This is a genomic window from Terrabacter sp. 05T424, assembly GCF_056396225.1.
Map to the genome: position 1 here is coordinate 87146 of NZ_JBFTLB010000008.1, position 25068 is coordinate 112213.

The window sequence follows — 25068 nt, forward strand, 5'->3', positions numbered from 1 at the left end:
GGCCCTGATGTCGACCAGCACCACCCGGGCGCCCGCGGGCGCCACCCCAGTCACCTCGCCCCACACATCCGACCCGTCCGCCACCCCGGCGGACGCCACCAGCCCCCGCGCCGCGCGCAGGGCAGCGATCGGCGTCGGCATCGTGCTCGTTGCGCAGCTGATGCTCGTGCTCGACGCGACCGTCGTGAACGTCGCCCTGCCCCACATCCAGACCGACCTGGGCTTCTCGCCCGCCGGCCTGTCGTGGGTGCTCAACGCATACACCCTGGCCTTCGGTGGGCTGCTGCTCCTCGGCGGTCGCCTCGGCGACGTGCTCGGGCGGCTGCGCACCTTCGAGCTCGGCCTCGGCATCTTCACCGTCGCGAGCCTCCTCGGCGGTCTCGCGACCTCGCCCACCTGGCTCATCGCCGCCCGCACCCTGCAGGGTGTCGGCGCCGCGCTGGCCGCACCCGGCGTGCTCGCCCTCGTGACGACCAGCGCTCCGAACGAGGCGGCCCGCAACCGTGGCCTGGCCCTCTTCACCGCCGTCTCGTCGGCCGGCGCGTCCATCGGCCTGCTCCTCGGCGGTGCCCTCACCGACTTCGTCAGCTGGCACTGGACGCTGTTCGTCAACGTCCCGATCGGCATCGGTGTGCTGCTCCTCGCGCGACGCTTCGTCTCCGAGACGCCGCGCATCAGAGGTCGTTTCGACGTCGTCGGGGCGGTCACGGCCACCCTCGGCTCCGTCGCGGTCGTCCACGGCTTCATCAGCGCTGCCGACCGCGGCTGGACGGCGCCGCTCACCCTCGCGTCGTTCGTCGTCGGCGTGGCCCTGCTCGGCCTCTTCGTCCGCACCGAGAACCGCGTTCCCGCCCCGCTGCTGCCCCTGTCGCTCGTGCGCAACCGCACCCGCGGGGGAGCCCTCGTGCTCATGGCACTCGTCGTCGGCGCGCAGTTCTCGACGTTCTTCCTCGTGACCCAGTACCTCCAGCTCGTGCTCGGCTTCAGCCCGGTCGCCACCGGTGCGGCGTTCCTCCCGCTCAGCCTCGCGATCTTCGCGACCTCGCGGGTCAGCGCCCGTCTCGTCGCCAAGGTCGGCCCGCGGCCGATGCTCATCGTGGGCACGCTGGGTCTCACCGCGAGCTTCGTGTGGCTGAGCTCGATCACCACGACGAGCACGTATGCCGGCCACCTCCTCGGCGCGCTGGTGCTCAACGGCGTCTCGGCTGCGCTCGTCTTCATGCCGGTCACGGTGGTCGTCCTCGGCGGCGTGGAGCGGTCGCAGGCCGGCACGGTCTCGGGCCTGCTCCAGACGGCCCAGCAGCTCGGGGGCGCGGTGGGCCTCGCCGCCATCGTCAGCGTCTACGCGTCACAGTCGGTGCCGGGGCAGTTCGTCCCCGGTGTCGAGCCGGCGTTCTTCACCTCGGCCAGCTTCACGCTCGTGGCTCTGCTCGTCGCGGTGGTCGTGCTCCGGCCACGTCGGGAGGCGGGGCCCGCCGTGGCCCCGGCCGAGCCCGCTCGCGAGAAGGTCACGGCTGCGGTCGCTGCAGCCGATGGCGCCGAGGCCTGCTGACGCCCCTTCCTCGGCGCCGAACGCGGTGTTCGGTCTCGAACTCACTGTTAGAACACTGAGTTCGCGACCGAACGCCGCGTTCGCGCAGGTGTGGGGAGCGGCGCTGCCGACCAGGGCTGGTCGGCCTGGTTGGGGCCGGACAACGCAGGGCGCGCGGAGTTCAGGCGGCGGCGGCCACCGAGATGCCAACGACGACGAGTGCCGCCGCGCTGACGCCCTCGATCGCACGCTTCGCCTGCGGCCGTGAGAGCAGCCCCCGACCCCGATGTGCGAGCTGTACGCCGACGAGGTTCCAGAGACCGGCGACGAGGGTCCACAGCCCGCCGAGGGCGAGCGTCGTCAGCGCCGCGGCCGACCCCGGTGCGACGAACTGTGGCAGCACCGAGGCCGCCGTCACCGGACACCGCGGGTTGGCGAGCGACGTCACCGCCGCCGACCGGAAGCTCGCGCGCCCACCGATCGAGAGAACACTCCGTCCCCCGCCGTCTGCACGATCGCCCGGCTGGAACTGGACGGAGTGTTCTCTCGATCGGGGTGAGGGACTCGGTTGCCGAAGAACCCGAAGTCCGGACCAGAGGCCGTTGCCCACCAGGAGAGTCGCGCCCACCACCTGGACCCAGGTGAACGCCTGCGGGTGCTGGGCGGCGAGCGCTCCGAGACCCAGTGCCACCGCCGCCGACCACCCGAAGATGCCGACGCTCGTGCCGGCGACCGCGGCATACCCGCTCGGTCGACCGTGCGCCACCGTCTCGCGCAGCACGACGAGGTTGTTGACGCCAGGGACGAGGACGAGGGTCACGGCGACGGGCAGGAAGGCGAGGAGAGCAGATGCCATGGCCACGGTCTCGAGTCTTCGCTGGACCACGCCATCAGAGAAGTAACATCGATGAGCCTCGGCATTAACGTTGGTGAATGCGGATCGAACCCCACCAGCTGCGCATGCTGGCCCTCGTCGGTGCCCACGGCTCACTCGCCGGAGCCGCCGCCGAGCTCGGACTGACCCCTGCCGCCGTGACCGGTCAGGTGGCCCGAGCCGAGCGGCAGTGGGGGTCCCGCTCGTGGTCCGTGGCTCACGCGGGGCCCGTCTCACCGATGCGGGAGAAGCGCTGGCCGCCCACGGCCGCGAGATCGACGCCGTCTGCGAGCTGGTCGAGTCGCAGATGTCCGGCACCCTGACGCGCACGTCCCGGCGGCTTCGCATCGGCACCTTCATGTCCGCAGCGCTCCGCGTCCTGCCCGAGGCGGTCACGGCGCTGCGCCACCGGCATCCGGAAGGGGACCTGTCCATCGTCGAGGGCACGAGCCCCGACCTGCTCCAACGGGTCGCTGCCGGCGAGCTGGACGTCGCGGTCATCGGCTCCTACGGCGAGACGCCCACCCTGCCGGCCTGGCTCACGGCCACCCGGCTCTTCCACGACCCCCTCGTGCTCTGCCTGCCGAGCGACCACCGCCTCGCGCAGACACCCGCCGACCAGCGCGTCCGGATGAGCCGGCTGCGTGGTGACCGGTGGATCGTGATCCTCGCCGGCCAGGCGGCCCGCGACCAGTTCGACGCGGCTGCTGCATCAGCAGGTGTCGAGCCGAGCATCCAGTTCGAGACGGAGTCCTACGACGTCGCCCAGGCGCTCGTCGCCACCGGTCTCGGGGTCGCTGTCATCTCGCAGATGGCCGCGCGCACCATGCCCGGAACCACCCACCGCGAGCTCGAGCGGCCGCGCCTGCACCGCGAGCTCTGGGCCGTCCACGCTCGCGACACCAGACTCACGCCGCTCGTCGACGAGTTCGTCGACCTCGTCGCTCAGGTCTGCGGCGAGCTCACCGACCGCTGGGCCGGAGTGCCCCTCGCCGAGGTCGTTTCCGCCCAGTCCTGACCGGGGTGGCCCGACGGTCGTGGGGCGGTCAGGCCAGACGCGCCGCCGAGCGACTCACCAGCGAGCCGCCATCAGGCAGCGCACTCCCCGACGGGACACCCACGTCGACGACTGAGACGCGGTTTCCGGTCCGGACCACCGCCACCAGCTCCGTCCGGGTGTGAGTGCCGTCCGAGGTCCGAAGGGTCCACCACTGCCCCTCCGCCTCTCCGTCGAGCCTCACCTGGTGCGCGCTGCTGCCCGTGGCCGTGAACGGCGTCGCCGATATCTCCTTCCCCGGGCACCAGGTACGCCACTCATCGAAGTAGCTGATCGATCGCCGGGCATCCGTCTCGGTGCGGAAGAGCATGACGTACTGGTACGCGTCCATCTCGCCATGGGCCACGCCCTGGAATACCTTTCGCAGCCCTTCCTCCTGGCTCGGGGTGCGGCTCTGGCACATGCTGATCGCCGCCTGTCCCTCGCCCTCGGCCGCGGTCGAGATGCGCACCGGGGAGATTCCCGCGTCGATGTAGTCGTTTGCGACCAGGAGGTTCCGTAGGCCGAACGGACTTGATGACGCGGTGGTGACGGACGCGGCAGGCCGCGTCCGCGTAGCCGTTGTTGTTGGCGTCAGGCTGATTTTGGCCGTCGGCGTGACCGGCTCGGCCGTTGCGGTGGGGAGGTGGCTCGGGGTCACGGCAGGGGTCGAAGGCGCCGAAGCCGACGTCCTCGGCGTCGTCGGTGTCGCGCCGCCCACCGACGTGGATGCCACTGACGGAGGAAGCGGGTCAGATGCCCGGTCGGCCGCGAAGCCGGCGGCGCTGCCCGCCAGGCCCGCGGAGACGACGGTGGCCAGGATCGCTGCGCGGGTCTTCACGGGCTGTCTGCTCCTCGGTGCACGGTCGTCGGAGTCGCGACGTGCGCTCCACCCCACCTGATGCACGCCGGAGCGGTTTGGTTGTCGCAGGCGGAGCGAATCGGCTCCCGCCGGCTCGGCTCGGTCATCCCTGCTGCTCGACGAGCCGCTGGCGCACGAACGCCCGGGCGTCATGGATGCGCGCCTTGACGGTGCCGAGCGGCACGCCGGTCACCCGGGCGATCTCGTCGTAGGGGAGCGTCCCGAGGTCACGGAGCACGAAGGCGTCGACGAGGTGCGGCTTGGCCGTCTCGAGCGCCTCGAGGGCCTCGAGCAGGTCGACGCGTGACCCCGCGATGACGCTCGTCGTGCGGGGGTCGGCGCGCTCGGGCAGGGTCTCCACCGCCCGCTCGGAGCCCCGACGCTTGAGGGTGCGGTAGGTGGTGCGGGCGCTGTTGGAGGCCACGACCGACACCCAGCCGGCGAACGACCCGGAGCCCGAGAACGTGTGCAGCTTGGTCGCGATGGCGACCAGCGCGTCCTGGCAGGCCTCCTCGGCGTCGTGCTGGTAGGGCAGGAACTTGCTCACGCGCCGCATCACCAGCGGCTCGAGCCGTCGCAGCAGGTCGTCCATGGCGCCGGGCCCGCCCCCCGTCGCGGCAGACCTCAGCCGTTCGAGCTCGTCCGCCTCCGCTGCCTCGGTCGTGCTGACGCCGTCCATGGTCCTGCCCCCTGTAGCCGGTCCCTGTCGCGAGGCCCGCGCGCACCTGACGGGCGCCGGACACCGGACGTGGGACATGATGTCTCGCGATGGAGGGTATCGGGCGATATGAGGTGGTGCGGCGTCTTGGCGTCGGCGCCTTCGCGACCGTCTGGTACGGCTGGGACCCGGCCCTGTCGGTCCCGGTCGCCATCAAGGTGCTTGCCGACAACTGGAGCCACGACGCCGACGTGCGCCAGCGGTTCCTGGCCGAGGCGCGACTGCTCCGCAAGATCTCCGACGACCGCGTCGTCCGGGTCCACGACATCGGCGAGCTGCCCGACGGGCGCCCCTACTTCGTCATGGACCACGCCGACGGCGGGACCCTGGCCGAGCTGGTCACCGACCCCGCAGACGTGCCCACGGCCCTGCGCCTGGGTGCCGAGTCAGCCCGTGCGCTGCACGTCCTGCACGAGCACGGCGTCGTCCACCGCGACGTGAAACCGAGCAACCTGTTGCTCACCCAGCGTGACGGCGAGCTGCGGGTCCTCATCGCCGACCTCGGCATGGCCAAGGCGCTCGCCGACTCGTCAGGGATGACCATGACGGTCGGGACACCCGCCTACATGGCGCCCGAGCAGGCCCACGGCAGAGGCGGATTCGACGAGCGCGCCGACGTGTATGCCACCGCTGCCGTCACCTACGGGCTGCTCACCGGGAGCCCCCCGTTCTCCGGCGACGCGGGCATCGCGGGCGTCCTCGCGCGGTCCCCGGAAGCAGCGCCGAACCCCGTCGCTAGCACCGTCGGCGCGCCCCGTGACCTCGACGTCCTGCTGCGCGAGGCGCTCGCTCACGACCCTGCCCGCCGCCCGCGCACCGCGCTCGACCTCGCAGCCCGGCTCGACGGCATACGCAAGCGGATCGAGGCGGGGGAGCCCGACACCGAACCCGACGATGCGCCCCACACCCAGCTGCACCCCGAGCCTCAGACCGGGCCCCGTGCAAAGACCGGGGAAGGGTGGAGTCCGCGAGCACTGGCCGGCCTCGGCGTCGCGACGTTCGCCGTCTTCATGGCCGCGACATGGCTGACCCTCCGCCTCCTCGGGTGAGGTGACGGAGGGTCGGCGCGAAGACGTGCGGCTCAGTGCCGGCTCAGTGCCCCTGCGGCATCGCCCAGCGGGCCGTCGAGACGCCCTGCTCCTTGGCGCGCTCGATCGCCTCGCCGATGATCTTCTCGGCGGCCTCGCGGTTGCCCCAGTCGGAGGCCTCGACGTGCTTGCCCGGCTCGAGGTCCTTGTAGCGCTCGAAGAAGTGCTGGATCTCGTCGAGGGTGAACTTGCTGATGTCACCGATGTCCTGGACCTCGGCGGTGCGCGGGTCGACCGGCACGCACAGCACCTTGTCGTCGCCGCCGGCCTCGTCGGTCATGTGGAAGATGCCGATGGGGCGGGCCTCGACGACGACGCCGGGGAAGAGGGGCTCGGGCAGCAGCACGAGGGCGTCCAGCGGGTCGCCGTCCTCACCGAGGGAGTCCTCGATGTAGCCGTAGTCGGCGGGGTAGGCCATGGCGGTGAAGAGGTAGCGGTCGAGGCGGACCCGGCCGGTCTCGTGGTCGATCTCGTACTTGTTGCGCTGTCCGCGCGGGATCTCGATGGTGACGTCGAACTCCACGTCTTCCCCTTCTTCACGGTCTTCGGTAGGCGGCTCGGGTGCCGAGGCACCCGGCGGCGGCTGACAGAATCGTCCGCGACAGTGTGTCAGCAAGGGCGGTCCTTGCGCGAAACGCGACGGACAGCGGACGGGGGTGGGCAGGCATGGTGCGAGGGACGTCGCGACGCGCGCCACGCTTCACGTATGCCGTCGCGGCCGCGTGGTCTGCCGTGACGGTCCTGCTCGGGTATGCCGTCCTCGACGTCGCCGACGCCGCACCCGGCGCGCTGACGTTGCGCCCGCTGCCGCCGGCTCCGCCGACCGAGTACGTCGCGAAGCGCACCCTGCCCGTGGTGCCACAACCGACGCTGCCGACGTCCGTCGACCTGCCGCTGCCGTCGCTCGCCGGCGACACCGCCGCACCGACCCCGGCCGGCGTCAGTCAGGCGCTCGCGCCGGTGCTGTCACTGCCCGCCCTGCGCGACTCGGCCGTCGTCGTCCGTGACGGCCAGACCGGCGCGGTGCTCCTCGACCAGGGCGGCGACGAGCTGCGCATCCCGGCCTCGACGACGAAGCTGCTCTCTGCGGCCGCCATCGGTCAGACGTTCGCGCCCGAGGAGGCGCTGCGCACCGTCGTCCGAGAAGGTGACCGCCCCGACGAGATCGTCCTCGTCGCAGGCGGCGACTCGCTGCTCGCCCCGGGCAAGGGCGACCATGACGCGGTGGCCGGCCACGCCGGCCTGCGCGACCTCGCCGAGCAGGTGGCCGCCTCGCTCGCGAAGAGCGGCACCCGGAGCGTCACCCTCTACGTCGACGAGACGTACGCCGACGGCCCCACGACCGCGCCCACCTGGAGCCCCACCTTCCGCAGCACGGGCATCACCGGCGCCGTCGCGATGCTCGGCCTGTCCAGCCAGCGGGCCACGGGCGGCAGAGCCGGCCCGGCCGACCCCGTGGCCGCGGTGCGCGCCCGGTTCGCCCAGCAGCTCGAGGGCCTTGGCATCTCCGTGCAGGTGGCGCCGCGGGGTGACGCGCCCGGCACACCCGGATCGCCGATGCCCACGCCAGGGACGTCAGGCGGGGGCGCCACGAGCAGCCAGACCGGCGCAGCCACCGCAGCCACCGCGACCGCCGCTACGGCTCCGGCCAGCGGGCCCGGTTCGCTGCTCGGCAGCGTCGAGTCCGCGCCGGTCCGCGACCAGCTCGCCCTCGCCCTCACCGACAGCGACAACGCGCTCACCGAGATCCTCGCCCGCCAGGCGGCCTACCGTTCGGGCGCGGGCACCGACTTCGCCGCCGTGGGTGGCTGGGTGGTCCAGCAGGTGGCGGCCCTCGGGCTGGCCACCGACGGCGTCGCCCTCGTCGACGCGAGCGGACTCTCCCGTGAGAACCGGGTGCGCGCCGACCTGCTCGCCGACGTGCTCGTGCTCGGCTACGACGGCACCCACCCGGTGCTGAGGCGGGCCCTCGACGGGCTGCCCATCGCCGGCCTCACGGGCACGCTCGAGAACCGGCTCACCGGCGCCGACCACGTCGCGGCCGGACGCGCCCGCGCCAAGACGGGCACGCTGACCGGCGCCAACGCCCTTGCCGGAAGCGTCGTCGGAGACGACGGTCGGCTCCTCGTCTTCGTGGGTATGGTCGCCGGGGCGGGAACCAACGACGCCCGGGCGGCGTTGGACCGACTGGTAGCGACAGTCGCCTCGTGCGGGTGTCGCTGACGGGCCGAAGGTCAGCTCGGGGAGTGCGATCGCCACGGCGTTCGGGCTCGTCCGTGCGACCGAGCCCTCCAGACACCACGCGCGAACGACGACACCGTCACGGCACGAAAGGGCTGGCATGACCGACACGACCCTCCCTGTGGACGCAGGTCGTCCCGACGGTCCAGGAGGTGCGCCGGCCGCCTACGTCGACTACGAGTTCGCGAAGAAGACCGGCCGCGCCATCGTCAACCCCGGGCCTCAGGTGTCCAGCGACGAGGCCGCGGCCATCGTCGCCGACCTGCGCGAGGCCGCCGCGTCCGCGGTCAGTCCCGTCGCCGAGACCAGCGACCTGCACGCGCCCGAGGGCGCGCCTGCGCCGCTCGTCGTCGACCGGGTCGGCTGGATCAGCGCGAACGTCGACTCGTTCCGGGCCATGCTCGAGCCCGTCGTCGACAAGCTCAACTCCTCGAAGAAGGGGCAGTCCAGCGCGACGGCGGCGGCCATCGGCGGGAAGGTCACCGGCGCCGAGATGGGTGGCCTGCTCGCCTTCCTCTCCAGCAAGGTGCTCGGCCAGTACGACCTCGCCCCCGGCGGCACCCCGCGCCTGCTGCTCGTCGCGCCCAACATCGTCGCCACCGAGCGCAAGCTGGCCGTCGACCCGACCGACTTCCGACGCTGGGTCGCGATGCACGAGGAGACCCACCGGGTGCAGTTCACCGCGGTGCCGTGGCTGCGCGACCACATGGTCGCGAGCACCCAGGCGCTCGCCGTCGACATGGCGCCCACGCCCGACGAGCTCAGCAAGCGCTTCGAGCAGCTGACGAAGAACCTTCCCGAGGTGCTCAGCTCGGGAGAGGGCCTCGGGCAGCTCTTCGCGACGCCCGAGCAGAAGGAGAAGATCGCCGACCTCACCGCGGTGATGTCGCTGCTCGAGGGGCACGCCGACGTCGTCATGGACGCCGTCGGCCCACGCGTCATCCCCAGCGTCCAGGAGATCCGCCGCAAGTTCGACGAGCGGCGCAACAGCGCCGTCGGCGTCGACCGGCTGCTGCGCAAGCTCCTCGGCCTCGAGGCGAAGATGCGGCAGTACAGGGACGGTGCCGTCTTCGTCCGGGCCGTCACCGACCAGGTCGGCCGCGACGGGTTCAACGCCGTGTGGAGCTCGCCCGAGTCGCTGCCGCGTGCGTCCGAGATCCTCGAGCCGGACGCCTGGGTGCGTCGGGTCCACGGCTGATCCGGTGAGGAGAGTCCTCGAGATGCCCGGACCCGATCCCGCCGTCGCCGCCACCCGCCTCGCGGTGCGCGAACACCTCTCCGACGTCCCCGAGGGCGGCGTGGTCCTCGTCGCCTGCTCGGGCGGCCCCGACTCGGTCGCACTCGCCGCCGCTCTCGCCTTCGAGGCCCCGCGCGCGGGCGTCCGCGGTGGCGCCGTCGTCGTCGACCACGGCCTGCAGGAGCGGTCGGCCGAGGTGGCCGAGGACGCCGCGGCCCTGTGCCGGGAGCTGGGCCTCGACCCCGTCGAGGTCGTGCGCGCCGACGTTCGCACGAGCGGGTCCGGCCTCGAGGCCGACGCCCGCTCGGCGCGCTACGTCGCGATCGAGGCTGCCGCCGACCGAGTCCGGGCCTCGATGGTCCTCATCGGCCACACCCGCGACGACCAGGCCGAGCAGGTGCTGCTCGGCCTGTCCCGCGGCTCGGGCGCCCGCTCCCTCAGCGGCATGCCAGTGCGGCGCGACCGCTTCGTGCGCCCGCTCCTCGCCCTGCCGCGCGCCACGACGCTCGCTGCCTGTGCGGCATACGGCATCGAGCCGTGGAGCGACCCGCACAACAGCGACGACTCCTTCCGACGCGTGCGTGCGCGCCGCCTGCTCGCGAGGCTCGAATCCGACCTCGGTCCGGGGTTCGGCGCCGCTCTCGCCCGCAGTGCCGACCTGCTGCGCGAGGACGCCGACTACCTCGAGAGCCTCGCGATCAAGGCGCGGGCCGAGCTGCCGACCGGGCCGGACGGCTCAGGCGTCGACCTCCATGCGCTGTCGGCGCTGCCCCGCGCGATCCGCACCCGCGTGTGGCGGCTTCTCTCCGCCGAGGCGGGGGCGCCGCTCGCCGATGTCAGCGCAGCCCACGTCGAGTCCCTCGACGCCCTGCTCACGTCGTGGCACGGGCAGGGGCCGCTCCACGTGCCCGGAGGCATCGCGGTCTCGCGCACCGCCGGCGCGATCGTCTTCAGCCCCCTGCGCGAGACCGCCATCGCCTGACCCGCCCACCCCACGGCATACGCCCGTGGAGGGTTGGCGCTCTCAGGGCGACATCAACCCTCCACGGCCTTCTCGCTCCGTCCGGCAGGTGCGGTTGAATGGACCCGCCCGGAACGACCCTGCACCACCTTGCACAGAGGAGCCTTCGTGGACCACGAGCACATGGGAGATGACCTGGCCAAGGTCCTGCTCACCGAGGAGCAGATCCAGACCCGCCTCTCCGAGCTCGCCGCCGACATCTGGAAGGACTACGAGGGCAGGGAGTTCCTGCTCGTCGGAGTCCTCAAGGGCGCCGTCGTCGTCATGGCCGACCTCATGCGGGCGCTCCCCGGCACCGCGCCGATGGACTGGATGGCCGTCTCGTCCTACGGATCGGGCACGAAGTCCTCGGGTGTCGTGCGCATCCTCAAGGACCTCGACACCGACATCAGCGGCCGGCACGTGCTCATCGTCGAGGACATCATCGACTCGGGACTGACCCTCTCGTGGATCAAGTCCAACCTCGAGTCCCGCAAGCCGGCCTCTGTCGAGATCTGCACGCTGCTGCGCAAGCCCGACGTCGTCAAGGTCGACATCCCGGTGAAGTACGTCGGGTTCGACATCCCCAACGAGTTCGTCGTCGGCTACGGCCTCGACTACGCCGAGAAGTACCGCAACCTGCGCTGCGTCGGCACCCTCGCACCCCACGTCTACGCGTGACCTTCTCGATCGTCGCTCGCCAGGGCGAGGCCTACGGCGTCGCGGTCGCCTCCAAGTTCCTGGCGGTCGGCGCGGTCGTGCCGGCCGCCCGCAACGGCGTCGGTGCCGTCGCCACCCAGTCCTTCGCGCGCGTCGCCTACCTCGACGAGCTGCTGGGTCGCCTCGCCTCGGACGAGCCGGCCGATGAGGCGCTCGCCGCCGCCACCGCGCTCGACGACGGCCGTGAGACCCGACAGGTCGGGGTCGTCGGGGTCCGCTCGGTGGCCACCTTCACCGGCTCGGAATGCAACCCCTGGGCAGGTGGCGTCGCGCGGGACGAGGGCGACACGGCATACGCCATCCAGGGCAACATCCTGACCGGGCCCGAGGTGGTCGAGTCGATGGAGCGCGCCTGGCGCGAGAGCGCGGGCGAGCCGCTCGCTCGGCGCCTGCTGGCTGCCCTGGCCGCTGGTGACGCCGCGGGTGGCGACTTGCGTGGTCGGCAGAGCGCTGCCCTGTATGCCGTCGAGCCGGGTTCGGGCTATGACGCGTGCGGGGTGCTCGCCGACCTTCGCGTCGACCACCACGCCGACCCCGTGACCGAGCTGGCGCGGCTGCACGCCGACTGGGAGATGTACTTCGGCAAGCCGGAGGACGTCCAACCGCTCGAGGGCGCACTCGCAGACGAGGTACGCGAACGGCTGGCTCGCGCCGGCTTCGTGGCCGACGACGTGGTGACGGCCCTCGCCGACTGGGCCGGCAACGCCAACTACGAGGCCCGGCTGAGCCCCGACGGCATCGACCGCCGCGTCCTCGAGGCCCTCCGCGCCGCGACCTCCTGACGCCACCCCCCGGCCCGCCCAGGCCAAGTCGAGTGCTCACTTCCCGACGTCTTGTGTTCCAGTCGAGTGCCCACTTTCCGACGCGCCTCCCTCCTCTGAGGCCCACCTCACCCGTCGGGAACTGGGCACTCGATGGGGGCGTGTGTCGGGAACTGGGCACTCGATGGGGGCGTGTGTCGGGAAGTGGGCACTCGATGGGGGCGTGTGTCGGGAAGTGGGCACTCGATGGGGTGGTGCGCAGGGCTGGAGCGTCGCTGGTTGGATCGGGGCCATGACGCACGAGATCGTGAGCCCGCGCCGCTGCCGACCGGGTGACAAGGTGGCCGTCCTCTCGCCGTCGTGGGCTGCGCCCGCGCTCTTCCCCGCCATCCACGAGCAGGCGATGCGCCGCGTGCGCGACGAGCTCGGTCTCGAGCCGGTGGAGTACCCGACGACGCGGGCCCTGGCTTCGCCGGCCGAACGGGCCGCGGACCTCATGGCGGCCTTCGCCGACCCGGACATCCGGGCCGTCATGGCCACGATCGGCGGCGACGACCAGATCACGGTGCTGGGCCACCTCGACCCCGACGTCGTGCGCGCCGACCCGAAGCCGTTCGTCGGCTACAGCGACAACACGAACCTGCTCAACTGGCTGTGGTTCCACGGCATCGAGGGCGTGCACGGCGGCTCGACGCAGGTGCACCTCGGCCCCGGGGCCGCACCCGACGCCGAGCACCTGACCTCGCTCCGGGCGGCGCTCTTCGGCGGCGACGTGACGCTCGCGCCGGTCACCCGCACCCGCGACATGGGCCTGCGGTGGGACGACCCGGCGGCGCTCACGGATGCAGCACCTGACGTGCCCGCTGAGCCGTGGACCTGGTCCGGCCCGCCGCGGGTCGTCAAGGGTCCGACGTGGGGCGGCAACATCGAGATCCTGCGCTGGACGCTCGAGGTGGGCCGCTTCGTGCGCCCAGTCGAGGCGTATTCCGGCTCCGTCCTCGTGCTCGAGGCCAGCGAGGAGATGCCTCCGCCCGAGGAGCACTACCGGGGTCTGCGCAACCTCGGCGAGCGTGGCGTGCTCGGTGCGGCCGCTGCCCTGCTCTGGGCCAGGCCGTTCGCGTCCGACCGAGAGCACCCACGCACCGAGGACGAGGCGTCGTCGTGGCGTGCCGAGCACCGGGAGCAGGTGCTGAAAGCCGTCGCGGAGTACAACCCCGACCTCGTCGTGGCGCTCGACGTCGACTTCGGGCACACGTCGCCGCAGTGGGTGCTGCCCTACGGCGGCCAGGTCACCGTGGACGGGGTCGCGCAGACCGTGTCGGCGCACTTCGCCTGACGCACGGTCCGTGCGTGGCGCAGACGGGTACGAGAAGACGGCCACCGGGTTGGCCGTGCCACCCCGCCATGCGGAACACTGGTAGTCCGCCGGACGTTGTGCCGGTGGAAAGACTCACCGGACGAGCAGGAGGACCGGGGCGCCCGCGCCCCGCACGTACATGGACGCCAAACGCATTTTGCGCACACCACTGCTGTGGATCCTGGTCCTCATCAGCGCGCTCGTCTTCGGCATGATGTTCTCGGAGTCAGGCCCGCCCCGGATCGACACGTCGGCTGCCATGAAGCAGATCACCGACGGCAACGTCGAGTCGGCCAAGCTGCTCAACAACGAGCGCATGGAGCTGACCCTCAAGACGCCGTACACCTCGGCCGACGGCACCGTGAAGGACGCGAAGTCGGTCTACGCCTTCTACGTCGACGCGCGCGGCAAGGACGTCGTCGACGCCCTCAACGCCAAGCCCCCGACACAAGGCGTCGATGACCAGATCGACGAGCCCAGCTGGTTCGGCTCGCTGCTCTTCTCGATCCTGCCGATCATCATCATCCTCGGCCTCTTCTGGTTCCTGATGGGCCAGATGCAGGGCGGCGGCAATCGCGTCATGCAGTTCGGCAAGTCGCGCGCCAAGCTCGCGACGAAGGACACCCCCAAGGTCACCTTCGCCGATGTCGCCGGCTGCGACGAGGCCATCGAGGAGCTCCAGGAGATCAAGGAGTTCCTCCAGGAGCCGGCGAAGTTCCTCGCGGTCGGCGCCAAGATCCCCAAGGGCGTGCTGCTCTACGGCCAGCCCGGCACCGGCAAGACGCTGCTCGCCCGTGCCGTCGCCGGTGAGGCCGGCGTGCCGTTCTACTCGATCTCCGGCTCCGACTTCGTCGAGATGTTCGTCGGTGTCGGCGCGAGCCGTGTGCGCGACCTCTTCGAGCAGGCCAAGGCCAACGCGCCGGCCATCGTGTTCGTCGACGAGATCGACGCCGTGGGCCGTCACCGTGGCGCCGGCATGGGCGGCGGCCACGACGAGCGCGAGCAGACCCTCAACCAGCTGCTCGTCGAGATGGACGGCTTCGACGTCAAGACCAACGTCATCCTCATCGCGGCGACCAACCGCCCCGACATCCTCGACCCGGCCCTGCTGCGTCCCGGCCGCTTCGACCGCCAGATCGCGGTCGACGCGCCCGACATGATCGGCCGCCACCGCATCCTCGAGGTGCACGCCCAGGGCAAGCCGGTCACCGCCGACGTCGACCTGCTCGCCGTCGCGCGCCGCACGCCCGGCTTCACCGGTGCCGACCTCGCCAACGTGCTCAACGAGGCGGCCCTGCTGACCGCCCGCAGCGACAAGAAGGTCATCGACAACGCGGCGCTCGACGAGGCCATCGACCGCGTCATCGCGGGCCCGCAGAAGCGCACCCGCATCATGTCGGCGAAGGAACGCAAGATCACGGCGTACCACGAGGGTGGCCACGCGCTCGTCGCCGCGGCACTCAATCACACCGACCCGGTGACCAAGGTGACGATCCTGCCGCGCGGCCGGGCCCTCGGCTACACGATGGTCATGCCGGTGGACGACAAGTACTCCACGACGCGCAACGAGATCCTCGACCAGCTCGCGTACGCCCTCGGTGGCCGCGTCGCCGAGGAGATCGTCTTCCACGAGCCGACCACCGGTGCCAGCAACGACATCGAAAAGGCCACGGGCATGGCCCGCAAGATGGTCACCGAGTTCGGCATGTCCGAGCGCGTCGGCGCCATCAAGCTGGGCCAGAGCACGGGCGAGGTCTTCCTCGGCCGCGACATGGGTCACCAGCGCGACTACTCCGAGGACGTCGCCCGCATCGTCGACGAGGAGGTGCGCAGTCTCATCGACTCCGCGCACGACGAGGCGTATGCCGCCCTCAACGCCAACCGCGACCTGCTCGACCACCTCGTGCTGGAGCTGCTCGAGAAGGAGACGCTCAACGTCCACGAGCTCGCCGAGCTGTTCAAGCCCGTCGTCAAGCAGCCGGCCCGCCCGACCTGGCTCTCGTCGCAGACGCGCCAGCTGAGCGACCGCCCGCCGGTGCTGACGCCGGCCGAGATCGCGGCACGTCAGAACGGCTCCGGTGGCCAGAACGGCCACCTGCCGCCGCCGGTCCCGGCCGACAAGGTCATCGAGGAGCAGATCGACGAGGCCGCATCGGTCGGCGCCCACCCGCTCGCCGAGGAGCACCCCGTCGAGCAGGTCATCGAGGTCCCGGACGACCAGCCGGTCACCCCCGGCGAGAAGGGCTGAGGGTGGCCATCGACCACGCGCGGGCCGAGGCCGCGGTTCGCGAGCTGCTGCTCGCCATCGGCGAGGACCCCGACCGTGAAGGACTGCGCGACACGCCTGCTCGTGTCGCGCGGTCCTACACCGAGATCTTCGCGGGCCTCGACCAGACGGCCGAGGACGTGCTCAGCACGACCTTCTCGATCGACCACGAAGAGCTCGTCATCGTCCGCGACATCGAGCTCTACAGCACGTGCGAGCACCACCTCGTGCCGTTTCACGGCGTCGCGCACGTCGGCTACATCCCCGACAAGGACGGCCGGGTGACCGGGCTGTCCAAGCTCGCCCGTCTGGTCGAGGTGTTCGCCCGTCGCCCGCAGGTGCAGGAGCGGCTCACGTCGCAGATCGCCGACGCGCTCGTCGAGCACCTTTCGGTGCGCGGCGTCATCGTCGTCATCCAGGCCGAGCACCTCTGCATGTCGATGCGCGGCATCCGCAAGCCGGGCGCCAGCACGATCACCTCGGCGGTGCGCGGGCAGCTGCGCGACGGGGCCACTCGAGCAGAGGCCATGGCGCTCATGCTCGAGGGCAACAAGTGAGCGCGGCCGACGACACCTCCGCGCTCCTCGGCGAGCGTGACCGCACGGTCGTCATGGGCGTCGTCAACGTCACGCCCGACTCCTTCTCCGACGGCGGCGAGTGGTTCGAGCAGGACGCCGCCATCGCGCACGGCCGTGAGGTGCTGGCAGCAGGCGCCGACATCGTCGACGTCGGTGGCGAGTCGACCCGCCCCGGTGCGGAGCGCCCTTCGGTCGAGGAGGAGCTGCGCCGGGTCGTGCCCGTCGTCACGGCCCTCGCCGCCGACGGTGCGGTGATCTCGGTCGACACCATGCGGGCGGCCGTGGCCCGTGCCGCGGTCGATGCCGGAGCCACCATCGTCAACGACGTGTCCGGTGGGCTGGCCGACCCCGAGATGGTGCCGTGGGTCGCCGCGAACCGGCTGCCCTACATTGCGATGCACTGGCGCGGGCACAGCACCAGCATGCAGACGCGGGCCGACTACGACGACGTCGTCGCGGACGTGTGCCGCGAGCTCGCCGAGAGGCGCGACGCGCTCCTCGCCGGGGGCATCGACGAGGACAACCTCGTGCTCGACCCCGGCCTCGGCTTCGCCAAGAACGCCGACCACAACTGGGCGCTGATGGCAGCCCTGCCCGTTCTGCACGACCTCGGACACCCGATCCTGCTCGGTGCCTCCCGCAAGACGTTCCTCGGCCGTCTCGGCCGCGGCGCCGACGGGACGCCTCGACCGGCCGCCGAGCGCGACGTCGAGACGACCGCCACCTCGGTGATGGCCGCGATGGCCGGACTGTGGTGCGTGCGCGTGCACGACGTCGCCTCGACCGTGCGCGCCCTGTCGGTCGTGCAGGCCGCCCTCGACCACGCCCCGGCCGACGTGGAGGGCCTCGACTGATGGCCGACCGCATCGTGCTGCAGGGCGTCTCCGCCCGCGGCAACCACGGCGTGCTCGACTTCGAGAAGCGCGCCGGGCAGACGTTCGTCGTCGACGTGACGATGCTCTTCGACCTCGAACCGGCCGGTCGCACCGACGCCCTCGCCGCCACCGTCAACTACGCCGAGGTCGCCGCCGACGTGGTCGCGCGCATCACCGGCCCCTCGTTCGACCTCATCGAGCGTCTCGCCGAGGTCATCGCCGACGACGTGCTCCGGCACGACCTCGTCGACCGCGTCGAGGTCGTCGTGCACAAGCCCGAGGCGCCGGTGGGCCAGCCGTTCACCGACGTGCAGGTGCGCGTGGAGCGCCCCAACGCCGCCCACGTCGTCATCGCTCTCGGCACGAACCTCGGCGACCGGGGGCAGACGCTCGTCGACGCCGTGGCCTCGCTCACGGCGCTGCCGGGGCTGACGGTGACGTCGGTGTCCGACATCGTCGCGACCGACCCGGTGGGCGGGCCGGAGCAGCCCGAGTACCTCAACGCCGTCGTCGTGGCACGGTCGCTGCTGCACCCGCACGACCTGCTGGCCGAGCTGCACCGCATCGAGGCCGACCATGGGCGCACGCGCGAGATCCGTTGGGGCGCAAGGACCCTCGATCTCGACCTGATCCAGTACGGCCAGCCCGGGGGCCACCGCGAGGTCGTCAGCGACGCCCCTGCGCTCACCCTCCCGCACCCTCGCGCCCGCGAGCGGGCCTTCGTGCTCGTGCCGTGGAGCAATGCCGACGCGCGGGCCGCGCTCCGGGTCGACCCCGGGGCGGACGGCATACGCTCGGTGGCAGACCTCCTGGCCGACCTCGACCTGTCGGGCGTGCGCCCCGGCCCCCGATGGGAGCAGCAGTGAGACCACACTCCGGCGTGCGCGCCACGACCCTCGTCCTCGCGGCGGTGGCCATGACGGTGCTCGCGTGGCTCGTGCTGCGACTCATGGCGTCCAGCGGCACCCCGGTGCCCGAGCCGGGCTGGGTCGGGGCAGCCGCCATGCTCTTCCTCGGCGGGGGCCTGCTCTTGGCCGGCTGGCAGGTGCGCAAGGTCCGCGACGGCTCGCCCAACCCCGCGGTCACGCCGCTCCGGGCGGCCCGCACCCTGGTGCTGGGCCAGGCAGGCGCGCTCACCGGTGCGGTGCTCGTCGGCTGGTACGTCGCGAACGTGCTCGTGCTGCTGCCCGACGCCGACGTCGTGTCCCAGCGGGGCCGCATCTGGCCGTTCCTGCTGCACGCCGTCGTCGCGCTGCTGCTGGCCGTCTCGGGGATGCTCGTCCAGGCCTGGTGCCGGCTGCGGCCGCGCGACGACGAGGACGACGACGCCGACCGCCCCTGAGCGCAACGAACGGGCCGCCCCAGGTGTCATCCATGACATGGGACCACTGGGGGCAGGTGCACGCACAGCTCGGAGCGGCCGATGGGCCGTGACACTCGCGATGGGAGCCGGCCTGCTCGTGGGCTGCGCGGCCACAGGCCCTGTGGTCGAGGGCGGCTCGGGCGCCGTCACCAGCGTCCCGGCCCAGGACGCCGTGTCGACGGCCCCGTCGTTCCATGACCCCACCACGACGCCGTTGCCGGTGCGGGCTCCGTCGGCCGAGTTCGCCGACCGCGCGAGGGTCGTCGCCGATGCCGTACGCCGCGCCGGTGTGCCACACGCCCCGACGCAACCGGTGCTCCTGTCGAGCTGGGCCATCGACGAGGGCTTCGACACGAGCGAGCAGAAGATCGCCTGGAGCTATGGCCACATCACGTTTGCGCCCGGCGTCGACCAGGCCACGGCCGGCTCGGGGACGCTCCGCCTCGCGGACGGCTCCACGCGCCCGGTCGACGTGGTCGGCGTGCGCCCGGCCCTCGACCGCGCCCTGGACGGCGCGCTGAGCAAGCCCAGGGACTGCGCCGACATCCCCAGCGCGAAGTGCCGGCTCGTCGTGTCCAAGGCGGTGCTGACGGAGGACACGGTGCGCACGACCAAGGGCGATGCCACCGCTCCGGTCTGGCGACTGACGGTCGACGGGCTGTCGCACACGATCTCGGTCGTTGCCGTCGCGGACGGGGTGTTCGCGCGCCTGCAGCCAGAGGGATTGCTGCCGGGCCTGCCCCAGGCAGCTCTGGGATTCCATGCGGCGGACTCGTTGAGGCGCGTCGAGGGTGCCACCGTCGACGTCGGGATCGGTGGCGGCGCCTGCGACGTCGACCTCGCGGCGCAGTTCGTGGAGCTCGACGACATGGTGGTGGTCGGAGGCACCTCGAAGCTCACGGCGCAGAACACCCCGTGCCCTGCGATCTACTTCTCCAAACCCGCCACGCTGCACCTGGCCCGACCGCTCGGCTCGCGTCCGGTCATCGACATCGGGACCGGCCGGCAGCGGATCCTCGGGGCGCCCACCTTCTGAGCGGACCCGCCCGTCAGGTGGTGTCGGTGACCGTGCCCGTCGACGTGGGGACCGGCGTCGTCGTCGTGGACGTGGGCGGCTTCGGCGGGCCGTCCGGCGTCGTGGTGCGGGTCGGCCAGGGCGGTGGGACCGTGTCGACGGTGTCCTCGTTGGAACAGGCCGCGGCCAGCGTGATCGTGGCGGTGATGACGGCGACGGCTGCGGCGCGCAGGACGGTGTCGCGCTGGAGCGAGCGCGACGGCATACGGGACGGCATGCGCGAGCGGGATGTCCTGTTCACGACGCCCTCACTTGTCCACGTCGCCGACGACGAAGAACATCGAGCCGAGGATCGCGACCATGTCGGCGATGAGCTGCCCCGGCAGCATCTCCGAGAGCACGCTGACGTTGTTGAACGACGCCGATCGCAGCTTCAGGCGCCACGGCGTCTTCTCGCCGCGTGAGACGAGGTAGTAGCCGTTGAAGCCGAGGGGGTTCTCGGTGGCGCTGTAGATCTCGCCCTCGGGCACCTTGAGGACCTTGGGCAGCTTGACGTTGATCGGCCCCTGCGGCAGCTGCACGAGCCGGTCGAGGCAGGCCTGCGCGAGGTCGAGCGAGACGTGCACCTGCTCGAGCAGCACCTCGAGGCGCGCGAGGCAGTCGCCCGCCGAGCGGGTGACGACGCGGCCTGGGCCCTTGTCGCCGAAGAGCTCGCCGTAGGCGAGGTACGGGGCATCGCGACGCAGGTCGACGTCGAGCCCGCTGGCCCGAGCGATGGGGCCGGAGACGCCGTACGCCTCGACCATCGCGCGAGAGAGCACCCCCACGCCGCGGGTGCGTGCCTCGAGGATCTCGTTGCCGACGATGAGCCGTTCGAGGTCGGGCAGGCGCTTGCGCACGTTGGCGATCGCCTTGTCGACGCGGCCCATCCACCCGGCGGGGAGGTCCTCCTTGAGGCCGCCGACGCGGTTGAACATGTAGTGCATGCGCCCGCCCGAGACCTCCTCCATGACGGCCTGGAGCTCCTCGCGCTCGCGGAACGCGTGGAAGACCGGCGTGATCGCGCCGAGCTCGAGCGGGTAGCTGCCGAGGAACATCAGGTGGTTGAGCACGCGGTTGAGCTCGGCGAGCGCGGTGCGCGCCCAGACGGCCCGCTCGGGCACCTCCATGCCGAGCATCTGCTCGACGCCGAGCACGACGCCGAGCTCGTTGCTGAAGGCGCTGAGCCAGTCGTGGCGGTTGGCGAGCACGATGATCTGGCGGTAGTCGCGCACCTCGAAGAGCTTCTCGGCCCCCCGGTGCATGTAGCCGATGATCGGCTCCGCGCTGACGATCCGCTCGCCGTCGACGACGATGCGCAGCCGCAGCACGCCGTGGGTGGCCGGGTGCTGCGGGCCGATGTTGAGCACCATGTCGGCCGTCGCGAGGCCACCGGCCCCGACCCCCACGGTCAGCGCTCGGCCGCGCGCGGACACCGTCTGGTTCGTCGGCGTCGTCGTCTCGCTCACGGAGTCGACCCTACGTGGCTCATGCGCCCGAGTATGCCGTGAGCCCCGTTCCGCACGTCGACCGGCGTAGCGTCGGTGCGGTGCCGGCACCGAGCCGAGCAGAGCGGAGACGACATGAGCGAGCTGACCCCGTACATCTGCGTCGCGGACTCGCGGGCGGCGATCGAGTGGTACCGCGAGCGGCTCGGGGCGAAGGTCGTGTTCGAGCCGATCGTCATGGACGACGGCCACGTCGGGCACTGTGAGCTGGAGGTCGACGGCGCCCGCTGGATGATGTCCGACGAGTTCGAGTCGGCCGGCGTCGCGCCGCCCGACCCGGCGCGGGGCAACGCGGTCTCGCTCCACCTCACCGTCGCCGACGTCGACCGCGTCTGCGCAGCGGTGCGCGAGGGCGGCGGGACCGTCGACCGTGGTCCCGAGGACAACCCGCCCATCGGCCGGGTCGCGGTGTTCCACGACCCGTTCGGCCACCGGTGGTTCCTCAACCAGCCTCTGCCGCAAGCCGACTGAGCCAGCTGTGCATCGGTCAGGTGCGTCGGTCGGCCTCGCGGCCGCGGAGCACGAGGTAGCCGGCGAGGCCGAGCAGCAGGATCGTGGCGACGACGGTGAGCAGGATCGGCACGAGCAGCGACCCGCGGGCGGCCGCCTGCTCCTCGGTGTCCACCGGCCGCACGTGCACGGTGGCGCCCGCAGTGGCGGTCGACCCGTCGAGGCCGATGGTCGCGTGGAACGAGAACGTGCCCGCCACCGGGTGCCCGTCGTCCGAGGTGACGCGGTAGGTCACGGTGTAGTCGCCGCCGGGGGCGTTCGGGGCCACCGCCTGCGTGACGTCGCGTCCGGCGATGGTCGGTGCCCCGGAAGAGACCGGCCCAGACGGCCCCGTCACGACCACCTGCGAGCCGATGGTGAGGGGGGCCTCGGAGAAGGTGAGCACCACGGTGGCGGGCATCTTCGAGACCGTCGTGCCGTCGGCGGGGTTGGTCCGTTCGAGCACGTCGTGCGCGGATGCCGCGAGGGGTGCCGCCCCGAGCAGCCCCACCGCGAGTCCGAGGCCGAGCAGGATGGAGACGAGACGACGCATGCCGTCAGGGTACGTCGGGCCTCCCGACGCGCTTGACCGCCCACCAGAAGTCCCCGAAGCCGCCCCGTCTCGCGAGCTCGGCCTCGGCGCCGGCACGCTCCAGCGCCCGCAGGTAGCCGAGGGGGTCGGTGCGGGACCCGGCATGGTCGGGCCGCGCGCCGGTGAAGCCGAGCTCGTGCAGCAGATCGCGCTGCTGGTGCAGCTCGTCGGCGTCGAGGCTGTCCACGGCCACGTGGGCGGTGAGGTCGCACGAGCCGTCGGCCACGGGGGGCGCGAGCCCACCGCGGGCGTATGCCGTCAGCGTCCCCTCGCGTGGCCGTGCCGTCACCGTGTGGCCGTAGTCCACGGCCACCAGGGTGCCTGAGACGACCCGCGCGACCAGGTCGGCCCAGGCCTGGTCGCGGGCGAGGCCCACCTCGACCCGGTCGCCCGGGGCTGTGGCAGGCCAGTGCGCGGCGGCCCACGCCCGGTCGGCGTCGAGCACGGGGCCACCGAGTGACTCGTCGCCCGTGGCAGGCTCGACGAGCACCTCGCGCAGCGCGCCCGCCCCGTCGACCTCGGCGACGGTGCACGGCACGACGTCGAGCCACTCGTGGGCGATGACCAACGCGTCCTGCAGGCCCGTCAGCCCGGACGGGAGCGCGGCACCACCGGGGGAGCGGAGCCACTCGATGCGGGGGTCGAGCCGCGGGGGCCGCTCCACGACGTCGACGGCCACGATCCGCACGCTAGCGCCGCTGGGTGGAGGTGGTTCCTCGCGACCCGGCGCGACGGCATACCTCGACCCGGAGGGGGCGTCGCTGGGTGGAGGTGGTTCCTCGCGACCCGGCGCGACGGCATACCTCGACCCGGAGGGGATTTCGGAGAGCGTGGCCACGAGGTGCGTTGCGAGCTCGCCCCGTCCGGCGCCGACGTCGACGACCACGGACGGCAGACGGGCGCCGTGCTCGGCATGCCACAGGCCGAGCAACGCCTCGGCGAGCGCGCGGCCCGTCACCCCATGGGTCGCGGTCGTGAAGTGCGCTGCAGGACCACCGCGCGCGACGTAGAAACCGCGCCCGGCGGCATACAGGGCGTCGTGCCACGCCTCGCGCCACGGAACGGGATCCACGACTCCGGACTGTAGGCGATAGCGTTCCGTGGGTGAGCACCCCGCACGACCGCCCCGCGCGCTTCGACGTCGGCATCGTCGGAGCAGGGCGCGTCGGCGCCGTGCTCGGCGCAGCTCTCGCGAGGGCTGGCCACGTCGTCACCGGGGTCTCGGCGGTCAGCGAGGCGAGCCTGGAACGCGCCGCCACGCTGCTGCCCGGGGTGCCGGTCAAGCCGATCCCCGAGGTCGTGTCCGGCGCCCACCTCGTCGTGCTCGCCGTGCCCGACGACGCCCTCGAGCCGCTCGTCGCGGGCCTCAGCTCGACGGGCACCTTCACCCCGGGCCAGCTCGTCATGCACACGTCCGGCGCGCACGGCATCTCCGTCTTCGAGTCGGCCGCGCCGAGCGACATCATCCCGCTCGCGCTGCACCCGGCGATGACGTTCACCGGCACGGCCCTCGACCTCGAGCGGCTCGGCGGCTGCTGCTTCGGCGTCACCACGGTCGACATCGCGCGCCCGGTCGGTGAGGCGCTCGTCATCGAGATGGGCGGCGAGCCGGTGTGGGTCGCCGAGGACGACCGCATCACCTACCACGCCGCCCTCGCCCACGGCGCCAACCACCTCGTGACCCTGGTGGCCCAGTCGATGCAGCTGCTCGGCGAGACCGGCGTCGAGGACCCCGCCCGCCTGCTCGAGCCGCTCCTCACGGCGGCGCTCGCCAACGCCCTTCAGCGGGGTGACGCAGCCCTCACCGGTCCGGTGGCGCGGGGCGATGCCGGTACCGTGGCCGGGCACGTCGCGATGCTGCGCAAGGTCGCCCCCGACATCCAGCCGACCTACCTCGCGCTGGCGCGAGCGACGGCACAGCGGGCCCTGCTCAGCGGGCGCCTTCGCCCGTCTGCCGCCGGCCCGCTGCTCGAGCTGTTGGCGCACGAGGAGGACCAACCGTGACACCACCCGAGGCACCCACCGCACCCGTGGTGGCCCGCACCCGCGACGAGCTGCGCGAGGCGCGGTCCGCGCTCGACGACGGCGACGTCGCGGTCGTCATGACGATGGGGGCCCTGCACGAAGGGCACGCGACCCTCATCCACCAGGCCCGCAAGACGCACCAGCACGTCGTCGTGACGATCTTCCTCAACCCGCTCCAGTTCGGGCCCAAGGAGGACCTCTCCCGCTACCCCCGCACGTTCGACACCGACCTCGAGATCTGCACCGCGGCGGGCGTCGACCTCGTCTTCGCGCCGACGCCCGACGTCATCTACCCCGACGGCGACCCGGGCGTACGCGTCTCGGCCGGCCCGCTCGGTGACGTCCTCGAGGGCCAGGCCCGTCCGGGCCACTTCGACGGGATGCTCACGGTGGTGGGCAAGCTGATGCACCTCACGCGGTGCAGCGCGGCCTACTTCGGGCAGAAGGACGCCCAGCAGCTGTTGCTCATCCGGCGGATGTGCCGCGACCTCGACTTCCCGGTGCGCGTCGTCTCCGTGCCGACGGTCCGCGAGGCCGACGGCCTGGCGATGTCGAGCCGCAACACCTACCTCACGCAGTCCGACCGCGAGACCGCGCTGTGCCTGTCAGAGGCCCTGCGCGCGGGTGCCGCCGCCGCGACCGAGGGCCCGTCGGCGGTGCGTCGTGCCGCACGGTCGGTGCTCGTGCGCGAGCCCCTCGCCCTCATCGACTACCTGGTGCTCGTCCACCCCGACACGCTCGAGGACGTGCCCGAGTGGTACCGCGGTGAGGCCCTGCTCGCGGTCGCCGGCCGCGTCGGCACGACCCGTCTGATCGACAACCTGCCGGTGCTCGTCGGACCCGGCGGGGGAGCGCTCGAGATCTTCTCGCAGACCTGAGCGCCCTTCTCCCAC

At 72.2% G+C, this 25068-nt stretch carries 26 protein-coding genes and 1 pseudogene; 19 read left to right on the forward strand and 8 right to left on the reverse strand.

Annotated features, from left to right (window positions below):
- Window positions 1–7: 7 nt before the first annotated feature.
- Window positions 8–1552 (forward strand): MFS transporter, encoded by a 1545-nt coding sequence (locus AC1DE0_RS16915; RefSeq protein WP_478102716.1) that lies wholly within the window; start codon window positions 8–10, stop codon window positions 1550–1552.
- A gap of 160 nt (window positions 1553–1712) precedes the next feature.
- On the opposite strand, the gene AC1DE0_RS16920 is transcribed toward AC1DE0_RS16915, so the two are convergent.
- The gene (locus AC1DE0_RS16920; RefSeq protein ID WP_478102718.1) at window positions 1713–2387 is read right to left on the reverse strand and encodes a LysE family translocator; all 675 of its coding nucleotides are present in this window, start codon (window positions 2385–2387) and stop codon (window positions 1713–1715) included.
- Between the two features lie 104 nt (window positions 2388–2491).
- On the opposite strand from AC1DE0_RS16920, the pseudogene AC1DE0_RS16925 reads away from it, so the two are divergent.
- Both AC1DE0_RS16925 and AC1DE0_RS16930 read left to right on the forward strand, forming a co-directional pair.
- Window positions 2492–2545: pseudogene (locus AC1DE0_RS16925) on the forward strand (hypothetical protein); the annotation flags it as partial.
- A 50-nt stretch (window positions 2546–2595) separates the two neighbouring features.
- Window positions 2596–3423: a LysR family transcriptional regulator substrate-binding protein gene (locus AC1DE0_RS16930; protein ID WP_478102721.1), complete on the forward strand. Its 828-nt coding sequence runs from the start codon at window positions 2596–2598 to the stop codon at window positions 3421–3423.
- 28 nt (window positions 3424–3451) lie between these two features.
- Here the strand turns inward: AC1DE0_RS16930 and AC1DE0_RS16935 are convergent, their stop codons facing one another.
- Together AC1DE0_RS16935 and AC1DE0_RS16940 are read right to left on the reverse strand one after the other, a co-directional pair.
- On the reverse strand, window positions 3452–4282 hold the full coding sequence (locus tag AC1DE0_RS16935) for a hypothetical protein (protein ID WP_478102723.1): 831 nt from the start codon (window positions 4280–4282) through the stop codon (window positions 3452–3454).
- Between the two features lie 124 nt (window positions 4283–4406).
- The gene (locus AC1DE0_RS16940) at window positions 4407–4982 is read right to left on the reverse strand and encodes an RNA polymerase sigma factor (RefSeq protein ID WP_478102725.1); all 576 of its coding nucleotides are present in this window, start codon (window positions 4980–4982) and stop codon (window positions 4407–4409) included.
- An 89-nt stretch (window positions 4983–5071) separates the two neighbouring features.
- Between AC1DE0_RS16940 and AC1DE0_RS16945 the strand changes: the two genes are divergently transcribed.
- Window positions 5072–6070 carry a serine/threonine-protein kinase gene (locus tag AC1DE0_RS16945; RefSeq protein ID WP_478102727.1) on the forward strand — a complete coding sequence of 333 codons (999 nt, stop codon included), beginning with the start codon at window positions 5072–5074 and terminating at the stop codon, window positions 6068–6070.
- A gap of 43 nt (window positions 6071–6113) precedes the next feature.
- Here the strand turns inward: AC1DE0_RS16945 and AC1DE0_RS16950 are convergent, their stop codons facing one another.
- Window positions 6114–6632 (reverse strand): inorganic diphosphatase, encoded by a 519-nt coding sequence (locus AC1DE0_RS16950; protein WP_478102729.1) that lies wholly within the window; start codon window positions 6630–6632, stop codon window positions 6114–6116.
- 143 nt (window positions 6633–6775) lie between these two features.
- Here AC1DE0_RS16950 and AC1DE0_RS16955 point away from each other — a divergent pair, with 143 nt between their 5' ends.
- The 12 genes from AC1DE0_RS16955 (at window position 6776) to AC1DE0_RS17010 (ending at window position 19543) form a co-directional block, all read left to right on the forward strand.
- A complete protein-coding gene (locus AC1DE0_RS16955; protein ID WP_478102731.1) occupies window positions 6776–8332 on the forward strand; it encodes a D-alanyl-D-alanine carboxypeptidase/D-alanyl-D-alanine-endopeptidase in 1557 nt (518 codons plus the stop codon).
- 118 nt (window positions 8333–8450) lie between these two features.
- Entirely contained in the window at window positions 8451–9548 is a 1098-nt protein-coding gene (locus AC1DE0_RS16960) for a zinc-dependent metalloprotease (protein ID WP_478102733.1), read from the forward strand.
- Window positions 9549–9570: 22 nt separating this feature from the next.
- Entirely contained in the window at window positions 9571–10569 is a 999-nt protein-coding gene (gene tilS / locus AC1DE0_RS16965; RefSeq protein ID WP_478102735.1) for a tRNA lysidine(34) synthetase TilS, read from the forward strand.
- A gap of 147 nt (window positions 10570–10716) precedes the next feature.
- On the forward strand, window positions 10717–11268 hold the full coding sequence (gene hpt, locus AC1DE0_RS16970; protein ID WP_478102738.1) for a hypoxanthine phosphoribosyltransferase: 552 nt from the start codon (window positions 10717–10719) through the stop codon (window positions 11266–11268).
- A complete protein-coding gene (locus AC1DE0_RS16975) occupies window positions 11265–12089 on the forward strand; it encodes a DUF1028 domain-containing protein (RefSeq protein WP_478102740.1) in 825 nt (274 codons plus the stop codon). Before hpt ends, AC1DE0_RS16975 begins: the two co-directional genes overlap by 4 nt.
- Window positions 12090–12360: 271 nt before the next feature.
- The gene (locus AC1DE0_RS16980) at window positions 12361–13404 is read left to right on the forward strand and encodes a S66 family peptidase (protein WP_478102742.1); all 1044 of its coding nucleotides are present in this window, start codon (window positions 12361–12363) and stop codon (window positions 13402–13404) included.
- 160 nt (window positions 13405–13564) lie between these two features.
- Window positions 13565–15673 carry an ATP-dependent zinc metalloprotease FtsH gene (gene ftsH / locus AC1DE0_RS16985; protein WP_478102744.1) on the forward strand — a complete coding sequence of 703 codons (2109 nt, stop codon included), beginning with the start codon at window positions 13565–13567 and terminating at the stop codon, window positions 15671–15673.
- A 2-nt stretch (window positions 15674–15675) separates the two neighbouring features.
- Entirely contained in the window at window positions 15676–16248 is a 573-nt protein-coding gene (gene folE, locus AC1DE0_RS16990; protein ID WP_478102746.1) for a GTP cyclohydrolase I FolE, read from the forward strand.
- 53 nt (window positions 16249–16301) lie between these two features.
- Window positions 16302–17123 carry a dihydropteroate synthase gene (folP, locus tag AC1DE0_RS16995; protein ID WP_478102967.1) on the forward strand — a complete coding sequence of 274 codons (822 nt, stop codon included), beginning with the start codon at window positions 16302–16304 and terminating at the stop codon, window positions 17121–17123.
- A complete protein-coding gene (gene folK / locus AC1DE0_RS17000) occupies window positions 17123–18010 on the forward strand; it encodes a 2-amino-4-hydroxy-6-hydroxymethyldihydropteridine diphosphokinase (RefSeq protein WP_478102748.1) in 888 nt (295 codons plus the stop codon). Before folP ends, folK begins: the two co-directional genes overlap by 1 nt.
- A 14-nt stretch (window positions 18011–18024) precedes the next feature.
- Window positions 18025–18486: a DUF3180 domain-containing protein gene (locus AC1DE0_RS17005; RefSeq protein WP_478102750.1), complete on the forward strand. Its 462-nt coding sequence runs from the start codon at window positions 18025–18027 to the stop codon at window positions 18484–18486.
- An 88-nt stretch (window positions 18487–18574) separates the two neighbouring features.
- Window positions 18575–19543: a hypothetical protein gene (locus AC1DE0_RS17010; protein WP_478102752.1), complete on the forward strand. Its 969-nt coding sequence runs from the start codon at window positions 18575–18577 to the stop codon at window positions 19541–19543.
- A 13-nt stretch (window positions 19544–19556) separates the two neighbouring features.
- Here AC1DE0_RS17010 and AC1DE0_RS17015 read toward each other — a convergent pair whose 3' ends face one another.
- Entirely contained in the window at window positions 19557–19823 is a 267-nt protein-coding gene (locus AC1DE0_RS17015; RefSeq protein WP_478102754.1) for a hypothetical protein, read from the reverse strand.
- Window positions 19824–19830: 7 nt separating this feature from the next.
- Complete coding sequence (locus tag AC1DE0_RS17020; protein WP_478102971.1) at window positions 19831–20934, reverse strand: NADH-quinone oxidoreductase subunit D; 1104 nt, start codon at window positions 20932–20934, stop codon at window positions 19831–19833.
- A 210-nt stretch (window positions 20935–21144) separates the two neighbouring features.
- Between AC1DE0_RS17020 and AC1DE0_RS17025 the strand changes: the two genes are divergently transcribed.
- Entirely contained in the window at window positions 21145–21540 is a 396-nt protein-coding gene (locus AC1DE0_RS17025) for a VOC family protein (RefSeq protein WP_478102756.1), read from the forward strand.
- A gap of 16 nt (window positions 21541–21556) precedes the next feature.
- Here the strand turns inward: AC1DE0_RS17025 and AC1DE0_RS17030 are convergent, their stop codons facing one another.
- Both AC1DE0_RS17030 and AC1DE0_RS17035 read right to left on the reverse strand, forming a co-directional pair.
- On the reverse strand, window positions 21557–22111 hold the full coding sequence (locus AC1DE0_RS17030; protein ID WP_478102758.1) for a copper resistance CopC family protein: 555 nt from the start codon (window positions 22109–22111) through the stop codon (window positions 21557–21559).
- Window positions 22112–22115: 4 nt separating this feature from the next.
- Entirely contained in the window at window positions 22116–23222 is a 1107-nt protein-coding gene (locus tag AC1DE0_RS17035; RefSeq protein ID WP_478102760.1) for an SAM-dependent methyltransferase, read from the reverse strand.
- A gap of 32 nt (window positions 23223–23254) precedes the next feature.
- Here AC1DE0_RS17035 and AC1DE0_RS17040 point away from each other — a divergent pair, with 32 nt between their 5' ends.
- Entirely contained in the window at window positions 23255–24154 is a 900-nt protein-coding gene (locus AC1DE0_RS17040; RefSeq protein WP_478102762.1) for a Rossmann-like and DUF2520 domain-containing protein, read from the forward strand.
- Window positions 24151–25053, forward strand: coding sequence for a pantoate--beta-alanine ligase (panC, locus tag AC1DE0_RS17045; protein ID WP_478102764.1), 903 nt, complete (start codon window positions 24151–24153; stop codon window positions 25051–25053). Before AC1DE0_RS17040 ends, panC begins: the two co-directional genes overlap by 4 nt.
- Window positions 25054–25068 lie beyond the last annotated feature (15 nt).

What these genes read in the sequence shown, in the direction of transcription:
- AC1DE0_RS16915 (WP_478102716.1), top strand. Translation starts at nt 8, where the DNA reads ATGTCGACCAGCACCACCCGGGCGCCCGCGGGCGCCACCCCAGTCACC.
- AC1DE0_RS16920 (WP_478102718.1), bottom strand. Translation starts at nt 2,387, where the DNA reads ATGGCATCTGCTCTCCTCGCCTTCCTGCCCGTCGCCGTGACCCTCGTC.
- AC1DE0_RS16940 (WP_478102725.1), bottom strand. Translation starts at nt 4,982, where the DNA reads ATGGACGGCGTCAGCACGACCGAGGCAGCGGAGGCGGACGAGCTCGAA.
- AC1DE0_RS16945 (WP_478102727.1), top strand. Translation starts at nt 5,072, where the DNA reads ATGGAGGGTATCGGGCGATATGAGGTGGTGCGGCGTCTTGGCGTCGGC.
- AC1DE0_RS16955 (WP_478102731.1), top strand. Translation starts at nt 6,776, where the DNA reads ATGGTGCGAGGGACGTCGCGACGCGCGCCACGCTTCACGTATGCCGTC.
- AC1DE0_RS16960 (WP_478102733.1), top strand. Translation starts at nt 8,451, where the DNA reads ATGACCGACACGACCCTCCCTGTGGACGCAGGTCGTCCCGACGGTCCA.
- tilS (WP_478102735.1), top strand. Translation starts at nt 9,571, where the DNA reads ATGCCCGGACCCGATCCCGCCGTCGCCGCCACCCGCCTCGCGGTGCGC.
- AC1DE0_RS16980 (WP_478102742.1), top strand. Translation starts at nt 12,361, where the DNA reads ATGACGCACGAGATCGTGAGCCCGCGCCGCTGCCGACCGGGTGACAAG.
- ftsH (WP_478102744.1), top strand. Translation starts at nt 13,565, where the DNA reads ATGGACGCCAAACGCATTTTGCGCACACCACTGCTGTGGATCCTGGTC.
- folP (WP_478102967.1), top strand. Translation starts at nt 16,302, where the DNA reads ATGGGCGTCGTCAACGTCACGCCCGACTCCTTCTCCGACGGCGGCGAG.
- folK (WP_478102748.1), top strand. Translation starts at nt 17,123, where the DNA reads ATGGCCGACCGCATCGTGCTGCAGGGCGTCTCCGCCCGCGGCAACCAC.
- AC1DE0_RS17020 (WP_478102971.1), bottom strand. Translation starts at nt 20,934, where the DNA reads ATGGTGCTCAACATCGGCCCGCAGCACCCGGCCACCCACGGCGTGCTG.
- AC1DE0_RS17025 (WP_478102756.1), top strand. Translation starts at nt 21,145, where the DNA reads ATGAGCGAGCTGACCCCGTACATCTGCGTCGCGGACTCGCGGGCGGCG.
- AC1DE0_RS17030 (WP_478102758.1), bottom strand. Translation starts at nt 22,111, where the DNA reads ATGCGTCGTCTCGTCTCCATCCTGCTCGGCCTCGGACTCGCGGTGGGG.